Origin of the sequence: Rothia sp. P4278, assembly GCF_048512945.1 — a bacterium.
Classification (GTDB): Bacteria; Actinomycetota; Actinomycetes; order Actinomycetales; family Micrococcaceae; genus Rothia.
This window is the reverse complement of the sequence record NZ_JBLXXU010000002.1, coordinates 191,195-214,706: the sequence shown is the minus strand read 5'-3', so window position 1 is coordinate 214,706 and position 23,512 is coordinate 191,195. Positions and strand designations below refer to the sequence as shown.

Genomic DNA, 23,512 nt, shown 5'->3' with positions numbered 1-23,512 from the left:
CCCCTCGCGAGCATTCCACGGGGAAACCCGTAAACGCACCACACAAACCGGTGCGTGCACAACCCCACTCGATGAGGAATACATTGACTGAAAATACTGCTGTGAACGCAGAAACCGCAACTGAACCTGTCTTCCAGGAACCGGTTGTAGACACCCATACTGCCCCCAAAACTCAGACCGAAAAGTCTGATGACGAGGGTATCCGCTTCACTGATCTAGGCCTGGATGCACGCGTCCTCGCGGCACTGGAAAAGGTAGGCTACGAAAAGCCCTCACCCATCCAGGCACAGACTATCCCCCTACTTCTTGAAGGCCGCGACGTTGTTGGCCTGGCACAGACCGGTACCGGTAAAACCGCTGCTTTCGCGCTGCCTGCCCTGTCCACCTTGGCTGAGCTCGCCGACGTCAATGGTGTTTCCAAGGACACCCAGGTTCTGGTTCTTGCACCCACCCGTGAACTGGCTCTACAGGTATCAGAAGCTTTCTCTTCTTACGCCACCGACATGGAGAACTTCACCGTTCTTCCCGTCTACGGCGGCTCACCCTACGGCCCCCAGCTAGCCGGCCTCAAGCGCGGCGCACAGGTTGTTGTCGGTACTCCCGGCCGTGTCATTGACCACCTCAAGAAGGGCTCCCTGGACCTCTCAAACCTCCAGTACCTGGTACTTGATGAGGCCGACGAGATGCTCCGCATGGGTTTTGCCGAGGACGTTGAATCAATCCTGTCAGAAACTCCTGACACCAAGCAGGTAGCCCTCTTCAGCGCCACCATGCCCAAGACTATTCGCAAGATTGCGGAGAAGTACCTCAACAACCCCGTTGAAGTAAGCGTCAAGTCTAAGACCACCACCAGCGCCAATATCCGTCAGCGCTACATGCAGGTCATGCACTCCCACAAGCTCGAGGCAATGACCCGCGTGCTTGAGGTTGAGGACTACGACGGCATCATCGCCTTCGTACGCACCAAGAAAGAAACCGAAGAAGTAGCTGAAAAGCTCAAGGCTCGTGGCTTCCAGGCCGCCGCCATCAACGGTGACATTCCCCAGGCTCAGCGTGAACGAACCGTTGAGGCTCTGCGCCAAGGCCGTATCGATATCCTGGTTGCGACCGATGTTGCGGCCCGTGGCCTAGACGTTGAGCGTATCTCACTGGTTGTTAACTTCGACATTCCTCACGATACTGAGTCCTACGTGCACCGTATTGGCCGTACCGGCCGTGCAGGCCGTGCAGGCGAAGCTATCCTCTTCATGACCCCTCGTGAAAAGTACATGCTCCGCCAGATTGAAAAGGCTACCCGCCAGCAGGTTGAGCAGATGCACATGCCCACTGTTGATGACGTCAACGACACCCGCAAGCAGCGCTTTGCTCAGCAGATTACTGACACCATTGAGAGTGAAGACCTGAGCTTCTTCCGTACCCTCATTGATGCTTACGCTCTGGAACACGACGTCGAAGGCGAAGAGATTGCAGCTGCACTGGCTGTTATCGCCCAGCAGGGTCGCCCCTTCCTGGCCGAAGAAACTCCTGAGCCCAAGCGCAAGACCCGCGATCGTGATGACCGCGGCTTTGACCGTGATGATAAGCCCCGTGGCGGCCGCCGCCACAAGGACGAAGGCATGGTTGATTTCAAGCTCAATGTAGGCCGCGCATCACGCGTTTCGCCCGCAGCTATCGTGGGTGCCCTCACCAATGAGGGTGGCCTGACCGGTAAGCAGATCGGTTCGATTGATATCCGCCAGCACTTCACCATTGTGGGCCTGCCTGAGGCTGAGCTACCCCGTGACTTCTTTGACCGCCTGCGTGACACCCAGGTTGCTGGCGAGTTCATCAACATCAAGCGCGACCGTGGCCCCAAGGGCGGCGGCGGTTTCGGTGGTAAGAAGTTTGATCGTGAGGACCGCGGTGGCTTTGGTAAGCGCTATGACCGTGATGACCGTGGCGGCTTCGGCGGTAAGAAAAAGGGCCGTAAGAAGTTCTAAACCTTTGTGCCGTGAGAACCTAGAGACTTTTGAAAGGCTCGTTCTCGTAGAAGTGTAAGGGGGAGCCCCTCCTGGCTTTCTATTCCTTAGTTGGTTATGCCAGCCTCGGGATGGGCAGGAGGGGCCTTCTTCTGCCCTTGCTTACACAAGAAAAAGGCTGTGCCTCAGAACACCCAGAAAAATCTGGCTTTCAGTTTGCGCGCAGGCTCAGATGTACCGTAGAGTATTATCTGTTGCCCCGATAGCTCAGTGGTAGAGCGCCATCTTGGTAAGATGGAGGTCCCGGGATCGATTCCCGGTCGGGGCTCTGGTATGAGCCCGTAATAAGGCACATACATGGCGGTGTAGCTCAGCTGGTTAGAGCGCACGACTCATAATCGTGAGGTCGACGGATCGAGCCCGTCCACCGCTACGCCCCGATAGCTCAGTGGTAGAGCGCCATCTTGGTAAGATGGAGGTCCCGGGATCGATTCCCGGTCGGGGCTCAGCTTCAAAACCTCTCCAATCTCACGGTTGGGGAGGTTTTTTCTACACCCTGGCTTCTTTCGCGCCCAGGGCCGCAGTCGCTACAGGGCTACAATTTGGGAAAATTTAGCAAATATTTTAAAGAGTGGAAGCCTAGGGCCTAGAGTAGGACTATGGCTATTAACCAAGACCTTGTGGGCCGCCTTTACCCGCCCACCGAGCCCTACGCTGTGGGCCGTGAAAAAATCCGTGAATTTGCGACTGCTGTTAAAGCGACCAGCCCCCTGCACTTCGATCTGCAGGCCGCCCAAGCGGCAGGCTACACCGACCTGGTAGCACCACCGACTTTCGCCATTATTCTGGCGCAGAAGGCCGACGCGGCTCTGATTACTGACCCCGAGGCTGGTATCGATTTCTCCCGCGTGGTTCACGCTGACCAGCGCTTTACCCACCACCGCCCCATCGTAGCGGGCGATAAGCTCCTGACTGAAGTTCACGTTGATAGCCTGCGGGTGATGGGGGCTGGGGCCATGCTTAGCACCCGCGAAGAAATCACCACGGTTTCCGGTGAAAAAGTAGCTACCTGCTACTCATCACTTTTGGTTCGGGCGGAGGACTCATGACTGCTATAACTTTTGAGACCCTAGAAAAGGGTACTGAGATTGGTGCCTGTCAGATTTCCGTGACCCGCGCAGACCTGGTGGCCTACGCCGGTGCTTCAGGGGACTTCAACCCTATCCACTGGAACGAGCGTTTTGCCAATGCGGTGGGGCTACCCGGGGTGATTGCTCACGGTATGTTTACCATGGGTGTGGCTATCCAGCTGGTGACCAACTGGGTGGGGGACGCCGGTGCGATTGTGGATTACCAGACCCGCTTCTCCAAGCCGGTGCCGGTACCCGACGCAGAGGGGGAGAGCTCACCTGCCAGCGGCGGCAACGTCATTTCTGTGGCCGGTAAAATCGGTGCCCTGGACCAAGAAAACCGCACCGCCCGCGTCGACCTGACCGTCACTGCCCCCGACGCCCAGGGCAAAGAGCAGAAAGTGCTCATGAAAGCCCAAGCGCTGGTCCAGCTAGCCTAGTCTCCTTAGGGGGCTAAAAATGCCAGGGGTGCTCCTCTTGCAAGAGGAAGGCCCCACTAATATCGGTGAATAAGAGACGGCCTACCGTGAGTGCTTACTGTTTTACTTCTCAAGGTGTCCCCATCATGCCCCCCCTTAGGGTGCATGAGCAGAGCGCTAGAATAGACAGCCGACACAAAGAATTAGAACGAGAGAAAACACCCTGGTATGCCCACATCGAGTACAGTCCCTTATCAGCTGACTGACACCCAGATTCGTACCTGGTACCGGGCTGTCCTTAGTCTCTTCTTCGCCAGCGGCCTGGTGGTTTCGGCGCTACTTACCCGTCTTCCCGACCTAGCTACCGGGCTGAATCTGAGTTCCGGACCTATGGGTTTGCTCCTTCTGGGCATGACCGCCGGTTCCTTCTGCGCTGTCAGCTTTTCCGGTGCCCTGGTAGCCCGCTTCGGCGCGATCCGATGTATAGCCGCCGCCTACGCAACAACTGTTACCGGTATGGCCCTGATCGGTTGCGGTGTCTACTATATGAGCGTCCCCATGACCCTGGTGGGGCTGAGCCTACAGGGGCTGGGGAGCGCAGTGTCGAACGTAGCCTCCAACGTGCAGGGGGTCGCCAACGAGCGAGCCCTGGGGCGGTACGTCACCCCGATTATGCACGGCTTCTTCTCCATTGGCACCGTCATGGGTGCAGCTCTGGGCGCTCTAGGCACCCAGCTAGGGCTCCCCTTCGTCGCCCATATGATGAGCTATGCGGTGGTGGTGGCAGCGCTGGTTGCATTCTCGCTAACCCGCTGCCAGACCGAAAATTACGGTCAGGACGATACCAAGGCGCTCGCAACCCTTGGGGCCTATAAGGTCCGTGATGCCTGGCGAGATAAGCACACGATCCTGATTGGGCTTTTCGTGCTGGGTGTAGCTTTGGCTGAGGGCTCAGCAAATGACTGGGTAGCCCTAGCCCTCACCCATGACTACGGCACCAGCAAGACAATCGGCTCGCTGGGCTATTTCACCTTTGTAGTGGCCATGATGGTTGGCAGATTCGGTGGGACGGCACTACTCAACAGGTACGGGCGGGTACTTATTTTGCGGATAACCTGCTCCCTGGCAATCGCTGGCCTGAGCCTGTTTATCTTTGCTCCCAAGGTCCAAGTCGGTTTTGTGGGTTTGCTGATCTGGGGTCTGGGAGCCTCTCTGGGGTTCCCTACCGGTATGTCGGCGGCCTCCGACGACCCGATGAAAGCCGCCGTGCGGGTATCGGTTGTCTCTACCATCGGTTACACAGCCTTCTTAGGTGGCCCGCCCCTGCTGGGCTTACTAGGCGAGCACTTCGGTATTCGTAAGGGGCTGATTGCCGTGCTTATTTTTGTGCTGCTCTCGCTGGTGCTGACTAGCCAGCTGACACCCAGAAAAGATAGGGATGAGCTTCTTGCTATCAGGATCTAGCAAACACCCAGCAGGCTCAGAGGGAGCTTATCTGGAAGGACCCAGGAATGAGTACATACTGGCTTGCTACCAGCCGGTAGAATGGAACCCGTGACTGAGAAGCTATTGAGTGAACTGACCACCGCCGCTGTCGGTGGCCCCGCCCGCACCTACGTCCGCGCAACAACAGAACAAGAAATTATCGCCGCTCTCCGCACCGCCGATGAGGCAGGGGAGGACCTGCTCCTTGTCGGCGGCGGTTCTAACCTGCTGGTGGCAGATGAGGGCTTTGCCGGTACGGTGCTTCACATCGCATCGGAGGGAATCGAAAATATCGGTGACTACGCCTGCGGCGGCGCCAACCTGCGCGTGCAAGCAGGGCACAACTGGGATGCCTTCGTCGCCTACACCGTAGAACGCCAGTACTCCGGTATTGAGGCTCTTTCCGGTATACCCGGTACCGTTGGCGCAACCCCCGTGCAGAACGTCGGTGCTTACGGCTCAGAGGTCGCCCACACCATTGCTTCGGTGCGTACCTGGGATCGTCAAACCGGCAATTACAAAACTTTCGCTAACGCCGACCTCAAGTTCGCTTACCGTGACTCAATCCTCAAGCAGTCAAGCGTCAACGGCACACCCCGCTATGTGGTGCTGACCGTTGATTTTCAGCTACCGCACGGTAGCATGTCTGCCCCCATTCGTTACGCTGAGCTTGCCCGCCAGCTGGGCGTTACTGTGGGGGAGCGTGCCAGCTCCGCCCTGGTGCGCAAGACTGTCCTGGGTCTTCGCGCGGGGAAAGGCATGGTTCTTGACCCGGCAGACCGCGATACCTACTCCACCGGCTCTTTCTTCACTAACCCCATTGTGGATAGCGCCGCCCTTGATACTCTGCCCGAGGACGCTCCCCGCTACCCGGTGACCACAGCCACCGGCCAAACGGTTGAAGGTAAGGTCAAGCTCAGTGCTGCCTGGTTGATTCAGCAGGCTGGCTTTGAGAAAGGCTTTGGTCTAGAGGGCCAGGCCCAGCAGCTTTCCGGCGGTCGCGCCTCACTTTCAACCAAGCACACCCTGGCCATCACTAACCGAGGCGGTGCGGCTACCGCCGATATTGCCGCTATTGCGCGAGCTGTGCGAGCCGGTGTTGAAGAACGCTTTGGCGTGTATCTGGTTGCTGAGCCCGTTGTCGTTGGTTTTGAACTCTAGCCCCTGACGTTACGCTATGAGCCTTGAACGGGAAATTGCCGGTAGCGACGGGAGTCTCTTGCACCGGCGGATGCAGCGGGTACGTGCTTTTATGGGCCGTCACCCTCTTTTCCTCTTGCTTTATCGGGCCCTGGTCATTCTTCTGGGCTTTCTCTGTATTCTTGCCGGCATCATCATGCTGGTTACCCCTGGGCCGGGCTGGCTCTTTATCTTCATGGGCATGAGCCTCTGGGGTACCGAGTTTCACTGGGCTCACCGGCTCAACCTCTGGGTCCGTGCCAAGGTGCTTGCCACCTGGCGGTCCTTTGAAGCCGCTCGCCACCGCAGGCACCGGCGTAAAACTGCCCAACGATGGGCTAAGCGGAGCAACCATAGCCACTACTGCCCCAGCGGATGCCACTACCGCACAAGCAAACCCGGCCGCTAAAACAGCTCAAAGGGCCCATGCACCACCACCTGGTGCATGGGCCCTTTTTAGGTAAGGGGCTAGCCCTCTGATGCTTCTTCTAACCCCAGCATATGGCCAATAATCTCAAGGATTTTGGGGTCTTCGTAGCCTAGCTTGCGCATGGCAGTTACATACTTTTCGGTAAGCGTTTGAGCCTTGTGGGCCGTGGAATCAAGGGCCGTAATAAAGGAGCCGGCTCGCCCGTGGGTTTCAATAGCCCCAGCCGCTTCAAGCTCCTTATAGGCCTTGGCCACGGTATTGACTGCTAGACCTGTTTCTGCCGCCAAAGCCCGCATAGGGGGTAACCTGTCACCGGCCGCCAAGCGGCCATCAAATCTAGCCGCAATAATTGCGCGCCGTAACTGCGAATAGGGGGGAACATCCGATGCCTTATCCACCCTGAAGTTTAAGGCACGGATGCCCCCGCAGAGCTCCTGATGGGACTCATGAATTGGGGGCATCTGAGGCTTGGTCATAGCTCTATTTTAGAGGGTGCCGGTCGCAATCTTCAGCATGCGGCGCACCGGCTCAGCGGCACCCCACAGGAGCTGGTCACCCACAGTGAAAGCACTGATGTACTGAGGTCCCATGCTCAGCTTGCGGATACGGCCAACCGGGATGTCCAGGGTGCCAGAGGCCGCTACCGGTGTAAGGTCGCGCATAGTTGCTTCGCGCTCGTTGGGAACTACCTTGGACCACTGGTTATCTTCATCAATGATCTTCTCAATTTCCTCAACCGTCAGGTCTTCGGTCAGCTTGAGGGTGAGTGCCTGTGAGTGGGAGCGCATGGTTGCGATACGGACGCACAGACCGTCAAGAGCGACCCGGCTATCGCCTTCAAGGCCCAGAATCTTGTTGGATTCAGCCTCTGCCTTCCACTCTTCGCGAGACTGCCCCTTGCCCAAGTCTGAATCAATCCAGGGAATGAGGGAACCTGCAAGCGGTACACCGAACTGGGTGGTGTCCAGCTCGCCAGAACGTTGCTTGTCCAGAATCTTGCGGTCAATCTCAAGAATCGCTGAAGCGGGATCAGCCAGTTCAGCCTTGACGGTGCCGTTCAGGTCACCGAACTGCTTGAGGACCTCGCGCATGTGGCGGGCACCGCCACCGGAAGCCGCCTGGTAGGTCATGGAAGTACCCCACTCCACCAGGCCCTGCTTCCACAGGCCACCTAAGCCCATGAGCAGGCAGGAGACGGTGCAGTTGCCGCCGATAAAGTCTTTGACGCCAGAGTCCAGGCCACGGTCAATAACATCGCGGTTAATGGGGTCAAGTACAATCACAGCATCATCGTTCATGCGCAGGGTGGAGGCTGCATCAATCCAGATACCCTGCCAGCCGCGCTCCCGCAGAGCAGAATGAACGGCCTTGGTGTAGTCGCCACCCTGAGCAGTCACAATCACGGGAAGCTTAAGCAGCTCGTCCAGGTCGTGTGCGTCTTTGAGAGTGGCCTCTTCAAGGGCCCCGCCGAAGGTAGGGGCGGGGGCACCAGCCTGCGAGGTAGAGAAGAAGACGGGGCTAATACCCTCAAAATCTCCTTCTTCGAGCATGCGCTGCATGAGGACGGAGCCCACCATGCCACGGTAGCCTACAAAACCTACTGAATCACCGGGTGTAAAAGTCATGGTTTCAGTCTAGCTTTATTCCGCTGCACGCGTGAGGGGAACAGCCTCGTGTTACAGCCCAAAGCGAGGTAGACACGGAAAAGGCTACCCCTGTAACCGCCAGCTCTCAAAACGGTAGGGTAGAGCGACCTTATCACCTGTGGCTTCAAGGCCGTAGCCTTTAACGCTGGTGAGCGTATCGGTGGACGCAAGTAACTCCCAGCGGTCATCTAAAGCCGGTGCGTAGGTGTCGCCCTCTAATTCAAGGCCAAAGACGGTTCTTTCCACTCGGCTCACGCAACCGCCAGCTACCTGCGGCAGGTTCCGAGCTGTGAGAGCCTCCGCATAGACACGACCGCCACCAATCACCCAATAGGCAGTGGCATCGGGTGCTAGCTGGGCCGCCTGCTCAAGGGCTATGGCTAAGGAGGGTACCCAGGTAGCCCCGTCGCGGAGGGTGGGGTCAGAAAGGGAGGAGGAAATAACGATATTAGGACGCCCCGGTAAAGGACGAAAACGAGGCGGGAAGGACTCCCAGGTAGCGCGCCCCATAATCACGGGGAACCCCCAGGTAACCTGCTTGAAGTGGGCTAGGTCTTCGGGCGCGTACCAGGGCATATCACCGGCCCGACCAATCACGCCCTTGCCCGCCTGGGCCCAGATGGCGCCCAGTACCGGCAAATCTCTTTCAGCTACGCTCATAGCCTGCCCCTAGACCGCGATAGGGGCTTTGATGGTGGGGTGGTGCCGGTAATCCACCAGTTCAAAGTCCTCAAACTCATAGTCAAATAGGGAGGGTTTCTTATTCTTGATGATCAGCTTGGGGTAAGGGTAGGGTTGCCGGCTGAGCTGCTCCTCAACCTGCCAATAGTGGTTGGAGTAGATATGGCAGTCCCCGCCGGTCCACACAAACTCACCGGGAACCATACCCGTCTGCCCGGCAATAAGCTGGGTCAGCAGAGCGTAGGAAGCGATGTTGAAAGGAACGCCCAAGAACATATCGGCGCTCCGCTGGTAGAGCTGGCACGAGAGCTCACGGGTGCCATCCGGGCGGGTCTTGACGTAGAACTGGAAAAGCGCATGACAAGGCGGCAGAGCCATATCATCGACCTCAGCGGGGTTCCAGGCCGTGACGATATGCCGACGAGAATCAGGGTTAGTCTTGAGCGACTCAATGACCTTAGCAATCTGGTCAATGGTCTGCCCATCCCCGGCAGGCCAGGAACGCCACTGTACGCCGTAGACCGGGCCCAGTTCGCCGTCCTCATCAGCCCACTCGTCCCAAATACTCACACCGCGTTCCTGAAGCCACCGCACATTGGACTCACCCCGCAGAAACCAGAGCAACTCAAGAGCAACCGACTTAAAGTGAACCCGTTTAGTGGTAATCAGCGGGAAACTCTCCGACAGGTCAAAACGCAGCTGGCGACCAAAGACACTCTTGGTGCCGGTACCGGTGCGATCAGACTTAAAATCGCCGGTAGCCATAATCTCACGAAGTAGGTCTTCGTAGGGGGTGGGAACAGTCATTATCTTCTTTTCAGTCAAGGGGGCAGGGAGCGCCGGGGGCACTCACCTCAAGGAATCAGTCATCAAAAGGCTTAATCTGTTCTAAAGAAACCACGGTCATAGGGTGAGTAACCGACACCTGCATGACCCACATTTCACCCGGCTTCAGGTAGGGATCAGCAGCGGGCAGATGCTTGCGCAGAGACTTGCCCAAATGCCCACCCAGCACCTCCAAGACCGTAGGGAGTACCGGACGGTGGGTACACAAGACAACAGAACGGTCACGCTTCTCAAAGAGCGACTCTGCTACTTTACGCGCATGCTTGGGTGAACGTCTATTACTGTCCTCTGTCAGCCCGCGCTTTTCCTTAATGGTCAGGCCACTTGCCTTAGCATAAGGGTAGACCGTTTGCATGCACCTGACCCAGGGCGAGGAAACAACCCGCTCAGGGGACCAAGCCTGTAATAACCGCCCCACAGCCAGAGCCTGTCTCTTGCCTGTAGCGGCCAGCGGGCGCTCGCCTTCTGCCCCTGCCCACTTAGAACGAGGCTTGGCCTTAGCATGCCGCATCACAATTACGGGGCGAGTCTTGAGATCCTGAGCGGACTCTAAACGGAGCAGGGCATCCAGGGGTTCCTTATCGGTGGGGCTGGTCAGCATCGCCCGTGCCTGCTTGGGGCTTACCCAGCGCAGTTCATCAACTTCACCCTCATCAGCCTGTGCCCGTGCACCAGCGGGGAGCTCGGCGGCCCAGTAGTAGACCTCCTTGGGCTTTCCCTTGACCTTATAGGCGGTCACCGCAAGCGGTGCGCCTAGCGTGACTTGGAGACCCACTTCTTCACGGACCTCACGCACAGCGGTCTCGGGCAGTGTTTCCCCCGGATCCTGCTTACCCTTGGGCCAGGACCAGTCATCGTAGCGGGGGCGGTGAATGATGAGTACCTCGAGCTTGTCGTGGTGACGCCGCCAAATTAGCGCGCCAGCAGCATTGACGGCGGCCTTGTTGCGGGGACCTCGGCGGATAGATAGTTCCCCGTCTGCTGTGTGTGCGGTGTAAAAGGTGTCTGTGTGCGGCATGTGGAGCTCCAATAGTGGGGCGGGCATTTAAGATGTCCCTGGGTTAACCTTGCCTTAACCCAAGGACATTGTATTCCCTCGACTGCCCTGGAGAGGGAATCGGGCGGATAAATTATCCTGTCAAAGCTAACTGTTAGGAGCGCTTATTGCGTTTCTTGCTCCGGCTAGCCAAGTAGAAAGCCTGGACATCACGCAGAGGCTGACCTTCGGCATCCAAATGATGGCGTTCCCAGGAACCGTTGGCGCTCAGGTGCCAGTTACTTGTCTTGTCCGAGAGGTAATTCTCAAACATTTGGAGCAGGTAAGCCACATGGGCAGGTTCCTTAACGTGTACCAGGGCCTCAACACGGCGGTCCAGGTTGCGGTGCATCATATCGGCTGAGCCGATGTAGGTCTTGGGCTGACCGGCGTTTTCAAAGGTGAAAACCCGGGAGTGCTCCAAGAAACGCCCCAGCACCGAACGCACCTTGATGTTATCTGAGAGCCCTGGAACACCGGGGCGTAGGGCACAGATGCCGCGTACCAGTACATTGACTTCTACTCCGGCCTGTGAAGCACGGTAGAGGGAGTCAATGATAGCCTCATCGACCATCGAGTTGCACTTAATCTGAATCTTGGCGTAATGACCGGCCTGCTTGTGTTCTATTTCCTTATTGATGTTGTCAATCAGGCCCGAGCGCAGGGAGCGGGGGGCAACCAGCAACTGCTTGTAGGTTGTCTTGGGAGCGTAGCCGGAGAGCTGATTGAAAAGCCTGGAGACGTCCTCACCGATTTGAGGGTCGCAGGTAATCAGACCGAGATCCTCATAGAAGCGGGCGGTGGAGGGGTGGTAGTTGCCGGTGCCGATATGGCAGTAGCGGCGTAGACCATCGGGTTCCTTGCGGACCACCTGGGAGAGCTTGCAGTGGGTTTTGAGGCCCACGATGCCGTAGACCACGTGAACACCGGCGCGCTCCAGTTTGCGGGCCCATTCGATGTTGGCCTGCTCGTCAAAGCGGGCCTTAATCTCGACCAGGGCCAGGACCTGTTTGCCAGCTTCGGCTGCTTCGATGAGGGCATCGACAATGGGGGAGTCGCCGGAGGTACGGTAGAGGGTCTGCTTGATAGCCAGTACAGCGGGGTCAGAGGCTGCCTGCTCGAGGAAGGCCTGAACGCTGGTCGCAAAGGAATCGTAGGGGTGGTGGAGTAAGACATCGTGATCGCGGGTTGCGGCGAAAACGTCGGCAGCCTTGGAGGTTTCGTTGGCGTTGAGCCAGCGGGAGGTGTGGGCTACATGCTTGGGGTAGTGCAGGGCAGGGCGGTTGGTCTTAGCGATATCGGAGAGACCGCGCATGTCCAGGGGCGCGGGGAGCTTGTAGACCTCGTGCTCATCGATGCCTAGCTCGGAGACCAGGAGTTCCAGAATGGTTGGGTTGATGGTGTCTTCAACCTCTAGGCGTACCGGCGGGCCGAAACGGCGGCGGAGCAGTTCTTTCTCTAGTGCTTTGAGAAGGTTCTCAGCATCGTCCTCTTCTACTTCGAGGTCTTCGTTACGGGTTACACGGAAGGCGTGGTGTTCCAGTACTTCCATGCCGGGGAAGAGAATATCGAGGTGCTCAGCGATAATCACTTCGAGAGGGATAAAGCGTACCTCACCGGAGGATGAACGTACCGAGCGTGAGCCATCAACGGCGACCATCCGGTCCATGGTTTCGGGGACCTTGAGACGGGCAAAGAGTTCCTTGCCGGTCTGGGGATTGCGGACAATGACCGCCAGGTTGAGCGATAGACCGGAGATGTAGGGGAAGGGGTGGGCCGGGTCAACGGCTAGCGGGGTGAGCACCGGGAAGACATCGGTTCGGAAGAAGTTGGAGAGGCGGTCCTGCTCAGCGGTGCTCAGATCGCTCCAGCCGACAATGCGAATGTTTTCTTTTTCGAGCTCTGGGTAGACCTGCTCGTGGAAGACCCGTGCCTGACGCTCTTGCAGGGCGTGAGCGGCTTCGGCGATTTCTTCCATCTGCTCTTCAGGGGTGAGGCCTGCGGCTGAGGGCATGGCGATACCGGTGGCGATACGGCGCTTGAGCCCGGCTACCCGGACCATGAAGAACTCATCGAGGTTGCTGGTAACGATAGAGAGGAAGTTCAGGCGTTCAAGCAAGTAGAGGTTGGGATCTTCTGCCAATTCGAGAACCCGGGTGTTGAAGTCTAGCCAGCTTATTTCGCGGTCAAGGAAACGATCGGAGCCAAAGTCACCCTCGAGGTTGGGGAGCTTAATTTTCTTTCCTATATCGATACGGTCTACGCGTGTTTCAGCGCGTTCTAGCTTGCTGATGTCACTCCCGATGGGGATGCGGTTGGGTATCTCTTCTGGTGCCTTGGTCATGGTGAGCCTTTCGCGGTTGCGGTCAATACAAAGTGTGGGTCTTGTGGCTTCGGGCCGGTGGGGTGCCCGTCAGCTGGATCTTGAGGGGGTGGCTTCTGCCGGGGCACCGGGTCGGTACTGTCGGTCAACGGTGAGCGGGGTGAAACCGAGAGAGCGGTAGAGGCTGACTGCCGCCGTATTATCTGCATCGACATAGAGAACTATACGGTCTAGGGCTTTTCCTTGCTCGTCGGTTGTCTGAGCTAGGTAAGCCATACCTGCTAAGGTGAGGGCTTTACCCAGGCCCCGGCCCTGCCACCGGGGGTCGATGCCGATGGCATAGACTTCACCTTCTGGCTCTGCTCCCTGGTCTGTGGGGATTTTGGTCCAGTGGTAGCCGGCCAGGGCAGAGCCGCACTTAGATTCTGCCTCTGCGGTACTGTCAGAGACATGAACCAAGAAGAAACCTTCGGGCCTGAACCAGGCAGATTCCGTGCGAACCTGCAGATCCTTTAGGGTCAGCCTGCCCTGCTCGGGGTGATGCGCAAAAGCGCGTGCATTCAGTTCAACCCAGTGATGGGCTTGCTCCGGTGAGTAGGTGATAAGTTCGAGACCTTGGGGGAGCTGAGCCTGATCAGCTAGGTCAAGGATGCGTTGCCTCGATGCTTCGGTTAGGGGTAGTTCTAGTTTGTAGAGTTCCCGGCTTGCCTTCCACCCTAAATGCTGAGCAATAGCAAGGGCAGCTTCCAGAGCGGGGGTTTGCTCCTGCGGGCCTCCGTGGATCCAGGCCGCTAGAGGCTGGCCCTCCAGAGCTTTAAGAGCGGAGGTAATTAGAGTAAGGCCGATACCCTGCCCGCGCATTTGAGGGCTTACTGCTGCCTCAAGAACCCAGGTATCACCTTCAAGAACAAGCACCGCTAAGCCTACAAGCTGGTCTGCTACCCGCGCTTCAAAGGCCTTCACGGCAGAAGCCGGAACCGCCTCGTGTTGGTTCACTGCTCGGATAACTTCAACATGGGCCTGCTCCGAAAAAGGAGCTGCTCCGTCCTGTCCCTGGGCCAAGCTAGCTAGGGCCTGCATGCCTTGGGGTAAGTCAGAAGCAAAGGTAGATTCAACCACCTCAAGAGCCTTCATAGGTACCTCCTCCACTCACCATGAGCCTTCCTCCTTACTCTAACGAGACTCACCTCTGGGGGAGTTGAAGCTATAGCCAACATTGCGCACCGTCGTAATTAACTGTTCGTGGTCAGGCCCTAACTTGGAACGCAAACGGCGAATATGAACATCGACGGTGCGGGTGCCGCCGTAGTAGTCATAGCCCCACACCTCAGATAGAAGCTGGGAGCGGGTAAAAACACGGCCAGGGTGCTGGACCAAGAACTTAAGGAGTTCGAATTCCTTATAGGTCAGGTTGAGCGGTGAGCCCTGCAAACGAGCCGAATAGGAAGCCTCGTCAACCGTTACGCCCCCCACCCGAATAATAGAATCCTGAGCCTGAGCTAGGTGATCACGGTAAGCTGATAGCAGGCGTAGACGGGCTTCTAGCTCAGCCGGTCCAACCGATGCAAGAACGATATCATCAACCATCCAATGAGCTGCTACAGCCGCCATGCCGCCCTCGGTTAGCACCATCAGTAAGGGCACATTAAGCCCGGCTCCCTTCAGGAGATGGGCACAGTTGCGAGCAGCGACCAGTTCCTCGCGGGCATCGACCATGACCACATCCGGCCCCAAACCCTGGATAGGGGCAAGGGAGGAACCTAAAGGCAATACAGAAAACCGGTGTGCTAATAAACCCAAAGACTGGGTGACGTCAGCGCCATCGGTCGATGAATCACTCAACACGACAATATGCAGCACACCATCACTCCTCGCTATACAGCAACTCTTGACCAGTATAAAACGCGGTACCCGGACGTTGATAAAAAGGCTCGTAATACGGGAAGATATAAAGATAAAGCCGGGATTATGAACCCGGCCCATCACTTACCGCACCCCGAAGGCTACTGTGACCACCAAAGAGAACTCCACACGAGCAATACGAACCTTTGTTCCTGAGCTCAGTAGGTTCCGCCGAGCTCAGCAGAAAACTGTTTACCAAGGGCCCTTAGGGCGAATCGGTGCTACCCGGCGCTCCCGCTATACCCTGGTTGCTCTCTCAGGGGTGCTTGCCCTTCTCGCGCTGGTGGTTTCTGCCATTATCTCGCCAACAGTTGCGGCAGCAGCCGGTCTGGGTGCTGTACTTCTCATCGCTGGCGGCTGGCCTGCTGCCACCGGTATTGCTGAACTCCGTGGGCGCCACCGCGTAACGTCACATTCGGTCATTATTGTCTTATCCGGGCTAGCTTCGGTTCTTTATGCCTGGATTAACCCCGGGGAGTCCCCGCTTACCTTCTTACCAGCTATTGCTGCTGTTGGTATTGTCTCCAGCTTTATGACTGAGCTTGCCCGCGGTGAGGGTGCACAGGGCAAGCTGGAGTCGGTGATTAGCTGTGTTTCAGGGGTACTGGCCTCTGTTTCTGTTGCCGGATGGGTGGGGTTGGCTATTCTAGCCAAGCACGCCGAAACCGCTCAGCCGGTTGTCATGATTGGTGTGGGCGTAGGTATCCTGCTGGGCATCATCGGGATCCGGGTCATCTCGGCAGGCCCCAAAGAAGGACCTCGCCGCGGGGCAGTGACATTGGGTGTCACGCCGGTAGCTTTCATCGGAGTTATTGGGTATGTATGTGCGACTTTCCTCACGCGCGTGATAGGCTAGCCACATGAGTATTCTTGCATTAGAAATTTTCTTCCTCGTCCTGCTGGGGCTGGCAGGTCTGGCTATTTTCACCTGCATCGGCTTTGTGCTCACCGGTCTTTTCCGCGGGCAGAAGTAAACAGCTTTCAGTAGAAACCATCAGGCCCTCGCGCACCGAAGCGCGGGGGCCTTTTCTCTGCCCGACCTACGCTGACCGCTAAGCCCAGCTCACGGAGTCAAGCAGCTACTAGACTAAGGGGTATGGCTATTGAAATTCCCACCAACCTTACCCCCGAGCTCGTCCCCTTCTCCTGGTTGCTTGGTACCTGGGAAGGTACCGGCTCCCTCTGGTACGAAGGATCTGAACAGACCCCCTTCGGGCAAATTATTACCTTCGCCCAGGAGGGCCTGCCCTTTATCGAGTACAGGGCTGAGAGCTTCCTGCTTGATGATGCAGGCAAGAAGCTCCGCACCATCACCCTTGAAACCGGCTTCTGGCAGATTGACCGACCCCAGGTAGACGGTGATCTTGGCCCCGGGCTGGTCCCGGCAGCAGTGGTCCCAGTACACCAGGACGCCGAATCGGTAGAAGCCCTGCGTAATGAAGACGGCGGCTTTAACCTGCTTGCCACCATTGCTCACCCCGGCGGGCTGACTGAAAACTATGTGGGCATGATTAAAGGCCCGGTGGTGCGTATGCAGACCGGCAACATGCTCAAAGATGACATTTCCAAAGAATACGCAGGTTCTGTCCGGCTCTGGGGCCTGGTAAACGGCAACCTCATGTGGGACTGGGAAACCGCTCACCCCGTCACCGGCAAGCTAGAAAAGCACGCATCAGCAGAGTTGCGCAAGACTTCTTCTATGACCGGTGACGACCTGGGCACCACCATGTTCGGTGGAGAGAACCTTGACTAGCCCCAGCGGCTACAGTAGCCCCCTGCTTCGCCGTCCCGGTGCCTTTGCTGCATCGGGAGCCGATGCCGGTGTCGCCGCCCACTACGGTAACCCGATTGCCGAGCAGCGGGCGCTTGCCCGCCGAAGCAAGCTGGCCCTAGTGGACTACTCCCACCTGGGTATTGTGACGGTGGCTGGTCCTGACCGTTTGAGCTGGCTGACGACACTCTCGACCCAGGTGCTTACTGGCCTGGGGGAGGGGTCTAGCACTGAGCTTCTCTTGCTGACCCCGCAGGGGCGCATTGAGTTTTCCGCTTATGCAGTGGAGCAGGGGGGTAGGGTCTGGCTGATAACCGAAGGCGCTCAGGCCGCCCCGCTGGCGGACTACCTCAAGCGCATGAAGTTCATGTTAGAGGTGGAAGTCACCGACCTAACCGAGAGCTACGCTGTTCTTGGCTCGACGGTGGACCCTCGCACCTGTAAGGATGCCTCCCCGGCACTGGCTGCTGGAGTCATCTGGCAGGACCCCTGGGCAGCAGGTGTTGCTGCTGGCGGTTACAGTTACAGCGCGGTTGAAGAGAACCAACACCCCGGAGCTGACTACCACCGGTACCTGACTATCATTCCTGCTCACCGCCTACTCGATGCCGTTGACGGTTGCCAGCTAGCGGGCTCCTGGGCCGCCGATGCCCTGCGCATTGAGGCCTGGCGTCCCCGGGTGGGGGTGGATTCTGATGAGAAAACAATTCCTCACGAACTTGACCTCATGCGTACAGCAGTCCACCTGGAGAAAGGCTGCTACAAGGGCCAAGAAACAGTGGCGCGCGTGCACAACCTAGGGCATCCGCCCCGTCGCCTGACTTTCCTGGATCTTGATGGCTCTGAACATACTCTCCCCGCGGTAGGGACCCCCGTGATGAACGGGGCCAAGCAGGTGGGTGTCATTACCTCTGTTGCCCTGCACCATGAAGCTGGGCCTATTGCCTTAGCCCTTCTGAAAAGGTCGGTGGCTCCCGATGCTGAGCTACGAGCTATTGACGGCGGCGACTTTGATGCGCAGGGCAACCCTGCACCGGCTACTGAGTACGCCTGCTCGCAGACTCTGATTGTTGCTCCCGACGCCGGCCAGGTGGTGGGGCGGCGTACCAAAGGCCAGTTCCTGAGTTAGGGAAAAACCCAGGCAGTCTAAAGGCCCCGGATAGCTTGCTGTGCAAGCTATCCGGGGCCTAAATCTGTATGTGAGCCTTGAGTAAGCCTTGGTGGCTAGGAGCTCTACCTGGTTGAAGCCGTCATCTTCAAGGCAGACCAAGCGCTAGCTGAGGCCTCGATACCCTAGTCTGCAAAAGTGATGGGGACTAGTGATGGGGACTGCGGTAGCAATCCGGGGGGCCTGGCTACCGTCACCAGCTACATCAACCGACCTTTGATTCTTAAAAATTTCAGAACCAAGGGTAGCGCCCTCTCTATACAGCTTGTCGCCCGCCTGTTTAGCGACCGAAAAGTACTTTGGCTTCCTGGTAGCGGTCAGCAGGAACTTTCTTGAGGCCGTCCAGAGCCTCGGCAAAGTCTACGCGCCTGATTTCGGTACCCTGCATGGCAACCATCTTGCCCCACTCCTTATCGTGAATCATATCCACAACCTGAATGCCTAGGCGAGTTGAGAGAACGCGGTCAAAGCCGGTAGGCGCACCGCCACGCTGAATGTGACCCAGGATGGTGTTGCGGGTCTCAATGCCGGTCAGACGTTCGATTTCCTGGGTAACCCACTCACCGATGCCACCCAGACGGGGGCGGCCGTCCTTTTCCTGGCCCTTGCCGGCCAGTACATCGTCAAAGCCCTCGGGGATGAAGCCTTCAGCTACAACGATCAGGGGTGAGCGACCGCGGTCGTGAACTTCCTTGACCCAGCCTGCTACCTCTTCCATGGATACCTTGACTTCGGGAATCAGGATGGCGTGGGCGCCACCGGACATGCCGGAGTGCAGGGCGATCCAACCAACGTGGCGGCCCATAACCTCTGCGACCATGGCACGGTGGTGGGACTCGCCGGTGGTGCGCAGGCGGTCCAGCGCGTCGGTTGCAATGGAAACAGCGGTATCGAAACCGAAGGTGTAGTCGGTTGCCTGGAGGTCGTTATCGATTGTCTTGGGGACGCCAACTACGGGCAGGCCGGCATCGGCTAGGCGCTTTGCGCCTGCTAGGGTACCTTCGCCGCCGATAGCAACAATGGCATCAATGCCGTTGCGCTCCATCATGATTTCGATGTTTTCGGGGCCGCCCTTGGGTCCGTCGAAGGGGTTGGTGCGGGAGGTGCCCAGAATGGTGCCACCCTGGCGGGCCAGACCGCGGACCTTAGTGCGGGGCAGATCCATGTAGTCGCCCTCCACAACGCCGCGCCAGCCATCGCGGAAGCCGACGAATTCGTCGCCGTAGGTTTTGATGCCGTTGAGGACGGCGCCGCGAATGACAGCGTTCAGGCCGGGGCAGTCGCCGCCGGAGGTGAGCAGACCGATCTTCATGGAGAGTCTCCTAAATATTCCTGGTGGGGAACGGTGGTGGTGGGACCTTAGGCGGTTTTCTCCCGGAGAGCAACCGACATGTTGGTCTTTGTTGTTTTCTATTCTAGTAAATTTGGGGTTGAGTGGGTAGCTGTGGGATAGCTTGGGTTATATGTTTTCAGCCTCTACGTTAGGGTCAAAAACGATTTTATTGTGGGTGGGAGGCCGGTAAAAGAAGTGGCAGGTGTACCCAAAGCAAACTGACTCAAGAGCTAGCTGATGTCAACCGCATATGAAAGACATAAAGCTACCAGAGGTGAGCTTGCGCAGGGTACACCCGCCGACTGAGAGTTTTCTACTGGGCTGTAGCGAGTAGCTTCTGCATACGGGCCAGGCCCTCTGCCAAATCATCGTCGCCTAGCGCGTACGACAGGCGCAGGTAGCCTGAGGGGCCAAATGCTTCACCCGGCACTACCGCTACTTCGGCTTCTTCCAGGATAATTTCGGCTAATTGGGCCGAGGTCTGCGGGGTCTTGCCCGCAATGGTCTTACCGAGCAGGCCGGTGACATCGGCGTAGGCGTAGAAAGCGCCCTTGGGGGTGGGGCAACGAACACCCTCGATGGCGTTCAGGCCCTCAACAATGGTCTTGCGGCGACGATCAAAAGCCTGGTGCATGGTATGGACAGCATCGAGTGGGCCGGAGACCGCTTCAAGTGCTGCAAGCTGAGCTACGTTGTTGACGTTGGAGGTCATATGGGACTGTAGGTTAGTAGCGGCCTTGGTGATATCAGCCGGAGCGATCATCCAGCCCACACGCCAGCCGGTCATAGCGTAGGTCTTGGCAACACCATTGAGAATAACAGTGTTCTCAGCCAGCTCGGGCACAGCTTTAAGAATGGAGGTAAAGGGGACACCGTCGTAGGTGAGATGCTCATAGATTTCATCGGTCAGCACCATAATGCCCTTAGCCAGTGCCCATTGACCAATGGCTTTGGTTTCTTCGGGGGAATAGACCGCGCCGGTGGGGTTGGAGGGCGAGACAAAAATGAGGGCCTTAGTAGCTGGGGTGTAGGCGGCCTCGAGCATATCGGGGGTGACCTTGTAGTCAAGGTCGGCACCCGCGAAGACCTCGACGGGGTTACCGCCAGCCAGGCGAATTGCCTCGGGGTAGGTGGTCCAGTAGGGGGCGGGCAAGAGAACGTCATCGCCTTGGTCGATGACGGTGGCGAAAGCCTGGTAGACGGCCTGCTTGCCGCCGTTGGTCACAATAATCTGTGAGGGGTCAACCTCAATGCCGGAATCCCGCTTAGTTTTATCTGCAATAGCCTGCTTGAGTTCCGGGAGGCCTGCTGCCTGGGTGTAACGGAAGTTCTTAGGGTCATCCAGAGCCTTGCGGGCGGCTTCGACAATGTAGTCGGGCGTGGGGAAGTCAGGCTCACCGGCGCCAAAGCCAATCACCGGGCGTCCTTGGGCCTTGAGTGCCTTGGCTTTCGCGTCGACAACGAGGGTGGCCGAGGGGGCGATAGCGCCAATGCGGCGGGATACGCGCTGAGACATGGGAGGGTTCTCGCTTCTGTCCTAGTGACTTAGGACCGTTGGGTGGTTGATGCCTGTAGGTGCAACAAAAACTATGCTGAGGCCTACACCCTTAAGCATAGGTGGTTGGCTGTGGGGCTGGGGAGGGCTGTCCTCAAATTGCCAAAGAGAAAATTATGTTCTAAAGTAGGTACCGTTGTTCGCAACCGAACAACTATTGACCTATGCCCGTGCGCCTGGGTCATCCTTGAAGGGGTAACCTTCAAAGGGCGGTGGCTCAATTGGTAGAGCAGCGGTCTCCAAAACCGCAGGTTGCAGGTTCGAGTCCTGTCCGCCCTGCTTTTGCCTCACAGGTTTTTTGTCAATCGAACCGAACGGTTCATGATGAGTCTAGAAAGGGGCGGGCCTCACATGGCTAAATCAATCGCCGCTAGGACCGCCGATTCTAATGAACCAGGCGCCCACCAGAAGCTGGGCTTTTTCGGTCGTATTTTCCAGTTTTTGCGCCAAGTATTCGCAGAGCTCAAAAAAGTTACTACACCCACCGGTAAAGAACTGGTGCAGTATGTGATTGTTGTTCTTGCCTTCGTTGTTTTTATGCTCCTGCTCATCTCTGGGTTGGACTACCTCTTCGGGCAGGGCGCCTTCTGGCTTTTCGGCAATGGCATCAGCTAACTGTAGTAGAGCCGGGCTCTAAGCCCGCCCCACCCCATAAAATCTTTTGTATGTAGGGCGCACGGCGCTCCTCATAGAACTCCAACGACGAAAGCAGGAAAGCGTGTCCGAGCAGGAAATGCACACTGAAGCCGAAGAGGTTGTAGAACCTGCAGAGCAGGCAACCGACCAGGATCTGGCAGAGACTGAAACTGTAGAGGTAGAAGAAGCTACCTCCGCCGAGGAAGTCACTGAACCTGCTGTAGATCCGCTGGAAGAGTTTAAGGCTAAGCTCCGCCGCCAGGAGGGTGAATGGTTCGTTGTTCACACCTACGCTGGCTACGAGAACAAGGTTAAGACCAATCTGGAATCTCGAGTGCAGACTCTGAACGCCGAAGATGACATTTTTGAGGTTCAGGTCCCCATGGAAGAGGTCATGGAGGTCAAGAACACCGCCAAGAAACTGGTGCGCCGTGTTCGTGTTCCCGGCTACGCCCTGGTGCGTATGAACCTGACCGATGAAACCTGGGGTGTAGTACGCCACACCCCCGGTGTTACAGGCTTCGTTGGACAGGACGCCTATAACCCTGTGCCCCTGCGCCTGGATGAGGTTGTAGATATGCTGGCTCCCGTCTTTGAAGCTGAGCAGGCCGAAGCAGGCGAACTGCCCAAGCCCGCTCCCGCTGTGGAGACCGGCTACGAGGTGGGCGAGGCTGTCACCGTTAAGGACGGCCCCTTTGAGGGTATGCCCGCTACTATCTCCGAGATTAACGCTGCGGCTTCTCAGATGGTGGTACTGATTTCTGTCTTCGAACGTGAGACCCCTGTGACCCTGAACTTCTCACAGGTCACTAAGATGTAACCCCTAGAGGGTATAAAACATGTACCGCCCGGTTTGAGCTCTAAGGCTCAGGCCGGGCGGTTTTTTGTTGCCTTTTTGGGCTGCCCTGCCTACAGCGCTAGTATCCCGCCTGCACCCGAAACCCTGAAAAACGCCGTGGACGAGCAGCAGAAAACTCTGCTGATTGCCATGTCGCTGATTACCCTGGTCATCGGCGCAGTGGGTACCATGAACACCTTCCTGGTAGGGGTTATGGAGCGCCGCCAAGAAATAGGTTTGCGTCTAGCCATTGGCACTAAACCGGCAGGTATTACCCTGCAACTAGCCATAGAAACCATCATTACCAGCCTGCTGGGATCCTTTGCCGGTGTGCTCTTCTCCATCAACGCCATTGCCATCCTCAGCCTCCTTAATTCCTGGACACCCATTATCAGCCCCGCAGTGATAGGAATGGGAGCCGGTGTTGGCCTAGCGCTAGGTGTCTTGGCCGGAATCTACCCGGCGCGCAAAGCCGCCCGGATTGACCCCATTGAATCACTGACCCGCCTGTGAGCAAGACCCCAGCCCGCAGGCTCCCCGGGGCAATGGCTTAAAAAGTCTTAAAGGACTAAGATAGAGGACTGTATGTGTGCGCGCACGCTTGGCGCACACTGCACGGTTGGGCCGTCGCCATGGCCCGCCACCGCCCGGTACATACTCCTGTGTACCGGTCCACCAGCTAAGAAAAGGACCAAATATCAATGGCTCCCAAGAAGAAGGTCTCAGGCATCATTAAGCTGCAGATCCAGGCAGGCGCCGCTAACCCGGCTCCCCCCGTTGGCCCCGCGCTCGGTGCGCAGGGTGTCAACATCATGGAATTCTGCAAGGCTTACAATGCCGCAACCGAATCTCAGCGCGGTAACATCATCCCCGTAGAAATTACCGTCTACGAGGACCGCTCCTTCACCTTCATCACCAAGACCCCTCCGGCGGCCCAGCTGATCAAGAAAGCTGCAGGCGTTGCTAAGGGTTCAGGCGTTCCCCACACCCAGAAGGTCGGCTCACTGACCATGGATCAGGTCAAGGAAATCGCCCAGACCAAGATGGAAGACCTCAACGCTAACGACATTGATGCTGCCGCAAAGATCATTGCCGGCACTGCCCGTTCCATGGGTATCACCGTCGAAGGCTAAAACCCTTCCCCCTAGCTCAGGCTAGATACCGAGGCCTCAAAAC

At 57.5% G+C, this 23,512-nt stretch carries 23 protein-coding genes and 4 tRNA genes; 17 read left to right on the top strand and 10 right to left on the bottom strand.

Features of this window, described 5'->3' with window-relative positions:
* The first annotated feature begins 71 nt into the window (after positions 1 to 71).
* From ACN085_RS05080 to ACN085_RS05040, 9 genes are all read left to right on the top strand, one after another.
* Positions 72 to 1,979: a DEAD/DEAH box helicase gene (locus ACN085_RS05080; RefSeq protein WP_419111045.1), complete on the top strand. Its 1,908-nt coding sequence runs from the start codon at positions 72 to 74 to the stop codon at positions 1,977 to 1,979.
* Positions 1,980 to 2,214: 235 nt separating this feature from the next.
* Positions 2,215 to 2,286, top strand: a tRNA-Thr gene (locus ACN085_RS05075).
* Positions 2,287 to 2,317: 31 nt separating this feature from the next.
* A tRNA-Met gene (locus tag ACN085_RS05070) sits at positions 2,318 to 2,391 on the top strand.
* Between the two features lies 1 nt (position 2,392).
* Positions 2,393 to 2,464: transfer RNA gene (locus ACN085_RS05065), tRNA-Thr, on the top strand.
* Positions 2,465 to 2,617: 153 nt separating this feature from the next.
* Positions 2,618 to 3,067, top strand: a complete 450-nt coding sequence (locus ACN085_RS05060) for an FAS1-like dehydratase domain-containing protein (RefSeq protein WP_419099237.1) — start codon at positions 2,618 to 2,620, stop codon at positions 3,065 to 3,067.
* Complete coding sequence (locus ACN085_RS05055) at positions 3,064 to 3,528, top strand: MaoC family dehydratase (protein WP_419110803.1); 465 nt, start codon at positions 3,064 to 3,066, stop codon at positions 3,526 to 3,528. The genes ACN085_RS05060 and ACN085_RS05055 overlap by 4 nt, the downstream gene beginning before the upstream one ends.
* Before the next feature lie 207 nt (positions 3,529 to 3,735).
* Entirely contained in the window at positions 3,736 to 4,971 is a 1,236-nt protein-coding gene (locus ACN085_RS05050; RefSeq protein ID WP_419104830.1) for an MFS transporter, read from the top strand.
* Positions 4,972 to 5,061: 90 nt separating this feature from the next.
* Entirely contained in the window at positions 5,062 to 6,153 is a 1,092-nt protein-coding gene (locus tag ACN085_RS05045; protein WP_419104831.1) for a UDP-N-acetylmuramate dehydrogenase, read from the top strand.
* Positions 6,154 to 6,169: 16 nt separating this feature from the next.
* The gene (locus ACN085_RS05040) at positions 6,170 to 6,580 is read left to right on the top strand and encodes a PGPGW domain-containing protein (protein ID WP_419104832.1); all 411 of its coding nucleotides are present in this window, start codon (positions 6,170 to 6,172) and stop codon (positions 6,578 to 6,580) included.
* 59 nt (positions 6,581 to 6,639) lie between these two features.
* On the opposite strand, the gene ACN085_RS05035 is transcribed toward ACN085_RS05040, so the two are convergent.
* The 8 genes from ACN085_RS05035 to ACN085_RS05000 all read right to left on the bottom strand — a co-directional run bounded on the left by ACN085_RS05035 (position 6,640) and on the right by ACN085_RS05000 (position 14,993).
* Entirely contained in the window at positions 6,640 to 7,077 is a 438-nt protein-coding gene (locus ACN085_RS05035) for a GntR family transcriptional regulator (protein ID WP_419099242.1), read from the bottom strand.
* A 9-nt stretch (positions 7,078 to 7,086) separates the two neighbouring features.
* Complete coding sequence (gene asd, locus ACN085_RS05030; protein WP_419099243.1) at positions 7,087 to 8,226, bottom strand: aspartate-semialdehyde dehydrogenase; 1,140 nt, start codon at positions 8,224 to 8,226, stop codon at positions 7,087 to 7,089.
* Between the two features lie 84 nt (positions 8,227 to 8,310).
* Entirely contained in the window at positions 8,311 to 8,907 is a 597-nt protein-coding gene (locus tag ACN085_RS05025) for a dihydrofolate reductase (RefSeq protein ID WP_419110802.1), read from the bottom strand.
* Positions 8,908 to 8,916: 9 nt separating this feature from the next.
* The gene (locus tag ACN085_RS05020; protein WP_419110801.1) at positions 8,917 to 9,735 is read right to left on the bottom strand and encodes a thymidylate synthase; all 819 of its coding nucleotides are present in this window, start codon (positions 9,733 to 9,735) and stop codon (positions 8,917 to 8,919) included.
* A gap of 55 nt (positions 9,736 to 9,790) precedes the next feature.
* The gene (locus ACN085_RS05015) at positions 9,791 to 10,792 is read right to left on the bottom strand and encodes an NUDIX hydrolase (protein ID WP_419110800.1); all 1,002 of its coding nucleotides are present in this window, start codon (positions 10,790 to 10,792) and stop codon (positions 9,791 to 9,793) included.
* Positions 10,793 to 10,925: 133 nt separating this feature from the next.
* Positions 10,926 to 13,154, bottom strand: coding sequence for an RNA degradosome polyphosphate kinase (locus tag ACN085_RS05010; protein WP_419104835.1), 2,229 nt, complete (start codon positions 13,152 to 13,154; stop codon positions 10,926 to 10,928).
* 69 nt (positions 13,155 to 13,223) lie between these two features.
* Positions 13,224 to 14,267, bottom strand: a complete 1,044-nt coding sequence (mshD, locus tag ACN085_RS05005) for a mycothiol synthase (protein WP_419110799.1) — start codon at positions 14,265 to 14,267, stop codon at positions 13,224 to 13,226.
* A 39-nt stretch (positions 14,268 to 14,306) separates the two neighbouring features.
* Positions 14,307 to 14,993, bottom strand: a complete 687-nt coding sequence (locus ACN085_RS05000; protein ID WP_419099249.1) for a winged helix-turn-helix transcriptional regulator — start codon at positions 14,991 to 14,993, stop codon at positions 14,307 to 14,309.
* A gap of 148 nt (positions 14,994 to 15,141) precedes the next feature.
* Between ACN085_RS05000 and ACN085_RS04995 the strand changes: the two genes are divergently transcribed.
* The 3 genes from ACN085_RS04995 (at position 15,142) to ACN085_RS04985 (ending at position 17,935) form a co-directional block, all read left to right on the top strand.
* On the top strand, positions 15,142 to 15,891 hold the full coding sequence (locus tag ACN085_RS04995; protein ID WP_419110798.1) for a hypothetical protein: 750 nt from the start codon (positions 15,142 to 15,144) through the stop codon (positions 15,889 to 15,891).
* Between the two features lie 240 nt (positions 15,892 to 16,131).
* A complete protein-coding gene (locus tag ACN085_RS04990) occupies positions 16,132 to 16,788 on the top strand; it encodes an FABP family protein (protein ID WP_419099251.1) in 657 nt (218 codons plus the stop codon).
* Positions 16,781 to 17,935: a YgfZ/GcvT domain-containing protein gene (locus ACN085_RS04985; protein WP_419110797.1), complete on the top strand. Its 1,155-nt coding sequence runs from the start codon at positions 16,781 to 16,783 to the stop codon at positions 17,933 to 17,935. The genes ACN085_RS04990 and ACN085_RS04985 overlap by 8 nt, the downstream gene beginning before the upstream one ends.
* A 319-nt stretch (positions 17,936 to 18,254) precedes the next feature.
* Here the strand turns inward: ACN085_RS04985 and ACN085_RS04980 are convergent, their stop codons facing one another.
* Positions 18,255 to 19,286: a 6-phosphofructokinase gene (locus ACN085_RS04980; RefSeq protein ID WP_419099253.1), complete on the bottom strand. Its 1,032-nt coding sequence runs from the start codon at positions 19,284 to 19,286 to the stop codon at positions 18,255 to 18,257.
* A 334-nt stretch (positions 19,287 to 19,620) separates the two neighbouring features.
* Complete coding sequence (locus ACN085_RS04975) at positions 19,621 to 20,823, bottom strand: pyridoxal phosphate-dependent aminotransferase (protein ID WP_419099254.1); 1,203 nt, start codon at positions 20,821 to 20,823, stop codon at positions 19,621 to 19,623.
* Between the two features lie 245 nt (positions 20,824 to 21,068).
* On the opposite strand from ACN085_RS04975, the gene ACN085_RS04970 reads away from it, so the two are divergent.
* From ACN085_RS04970 to rplK, 5 genes are all read left to right on the top strand, one after another.
* Positions 21,069 to 21,141, top strand: a tRNA-Trp gene (locus tag ACN085_RS04970).
* 72 nt (positions 21,142 to 21,213) lie between these two features.
* The gene (gene secE, locus ACN085_RS04965; protein ID WP_419099255.1) at positions 21,214 to 21,477 is read left to right on the top strand and encodes a preprotein translocase subunit SecE; all 264 of its coding nucleotides are present in this window, start codon (positions 21,214 to 21,216) and stop codon (positions 21,475 to 21,477) included.
* Between the two features lie 103 nt (positions 21,478 to 21,580).
* Positions 21,581 to 22,318, top strand: a complete 738-nt coding sequence (gene nusG / locus ACN085_RS04960) for a transcription termination/antitermination protein NusG (protein ID WP_419099256.1) — start codon at positions 21,581 to 21,583, stop codon at positions 22,316 to 22,318.
* A 33-nt stretch (positions 22,319 to 22,351) separates the two neighbouring features.
* A complete protein-coding gene (locus ACN085_RS04955) occupies positions 22,352 to 22,849 on the top strand; it encodes an ABC transporter permease (protein ID WP_419104838.1) in 498 nt (165 codons plus the stop codon).
* A gap of 188 nt (positions 22,850 to 23,037) precedes the next feature.
* Positions 23,038 to 23,469, top strand: a complete 432-nt coding sequence (gene rplK / locus ACN085_RS04950) for a 50S ribosomal protein L11 (RefSeq protein ID WP_419099258.1) — start codon at positions 23,038 to 23,040, stop codon at positions 23,467 to 23,469.
* Positions 23,470 to 23,512: the final 43 nt, after the last annotated feature.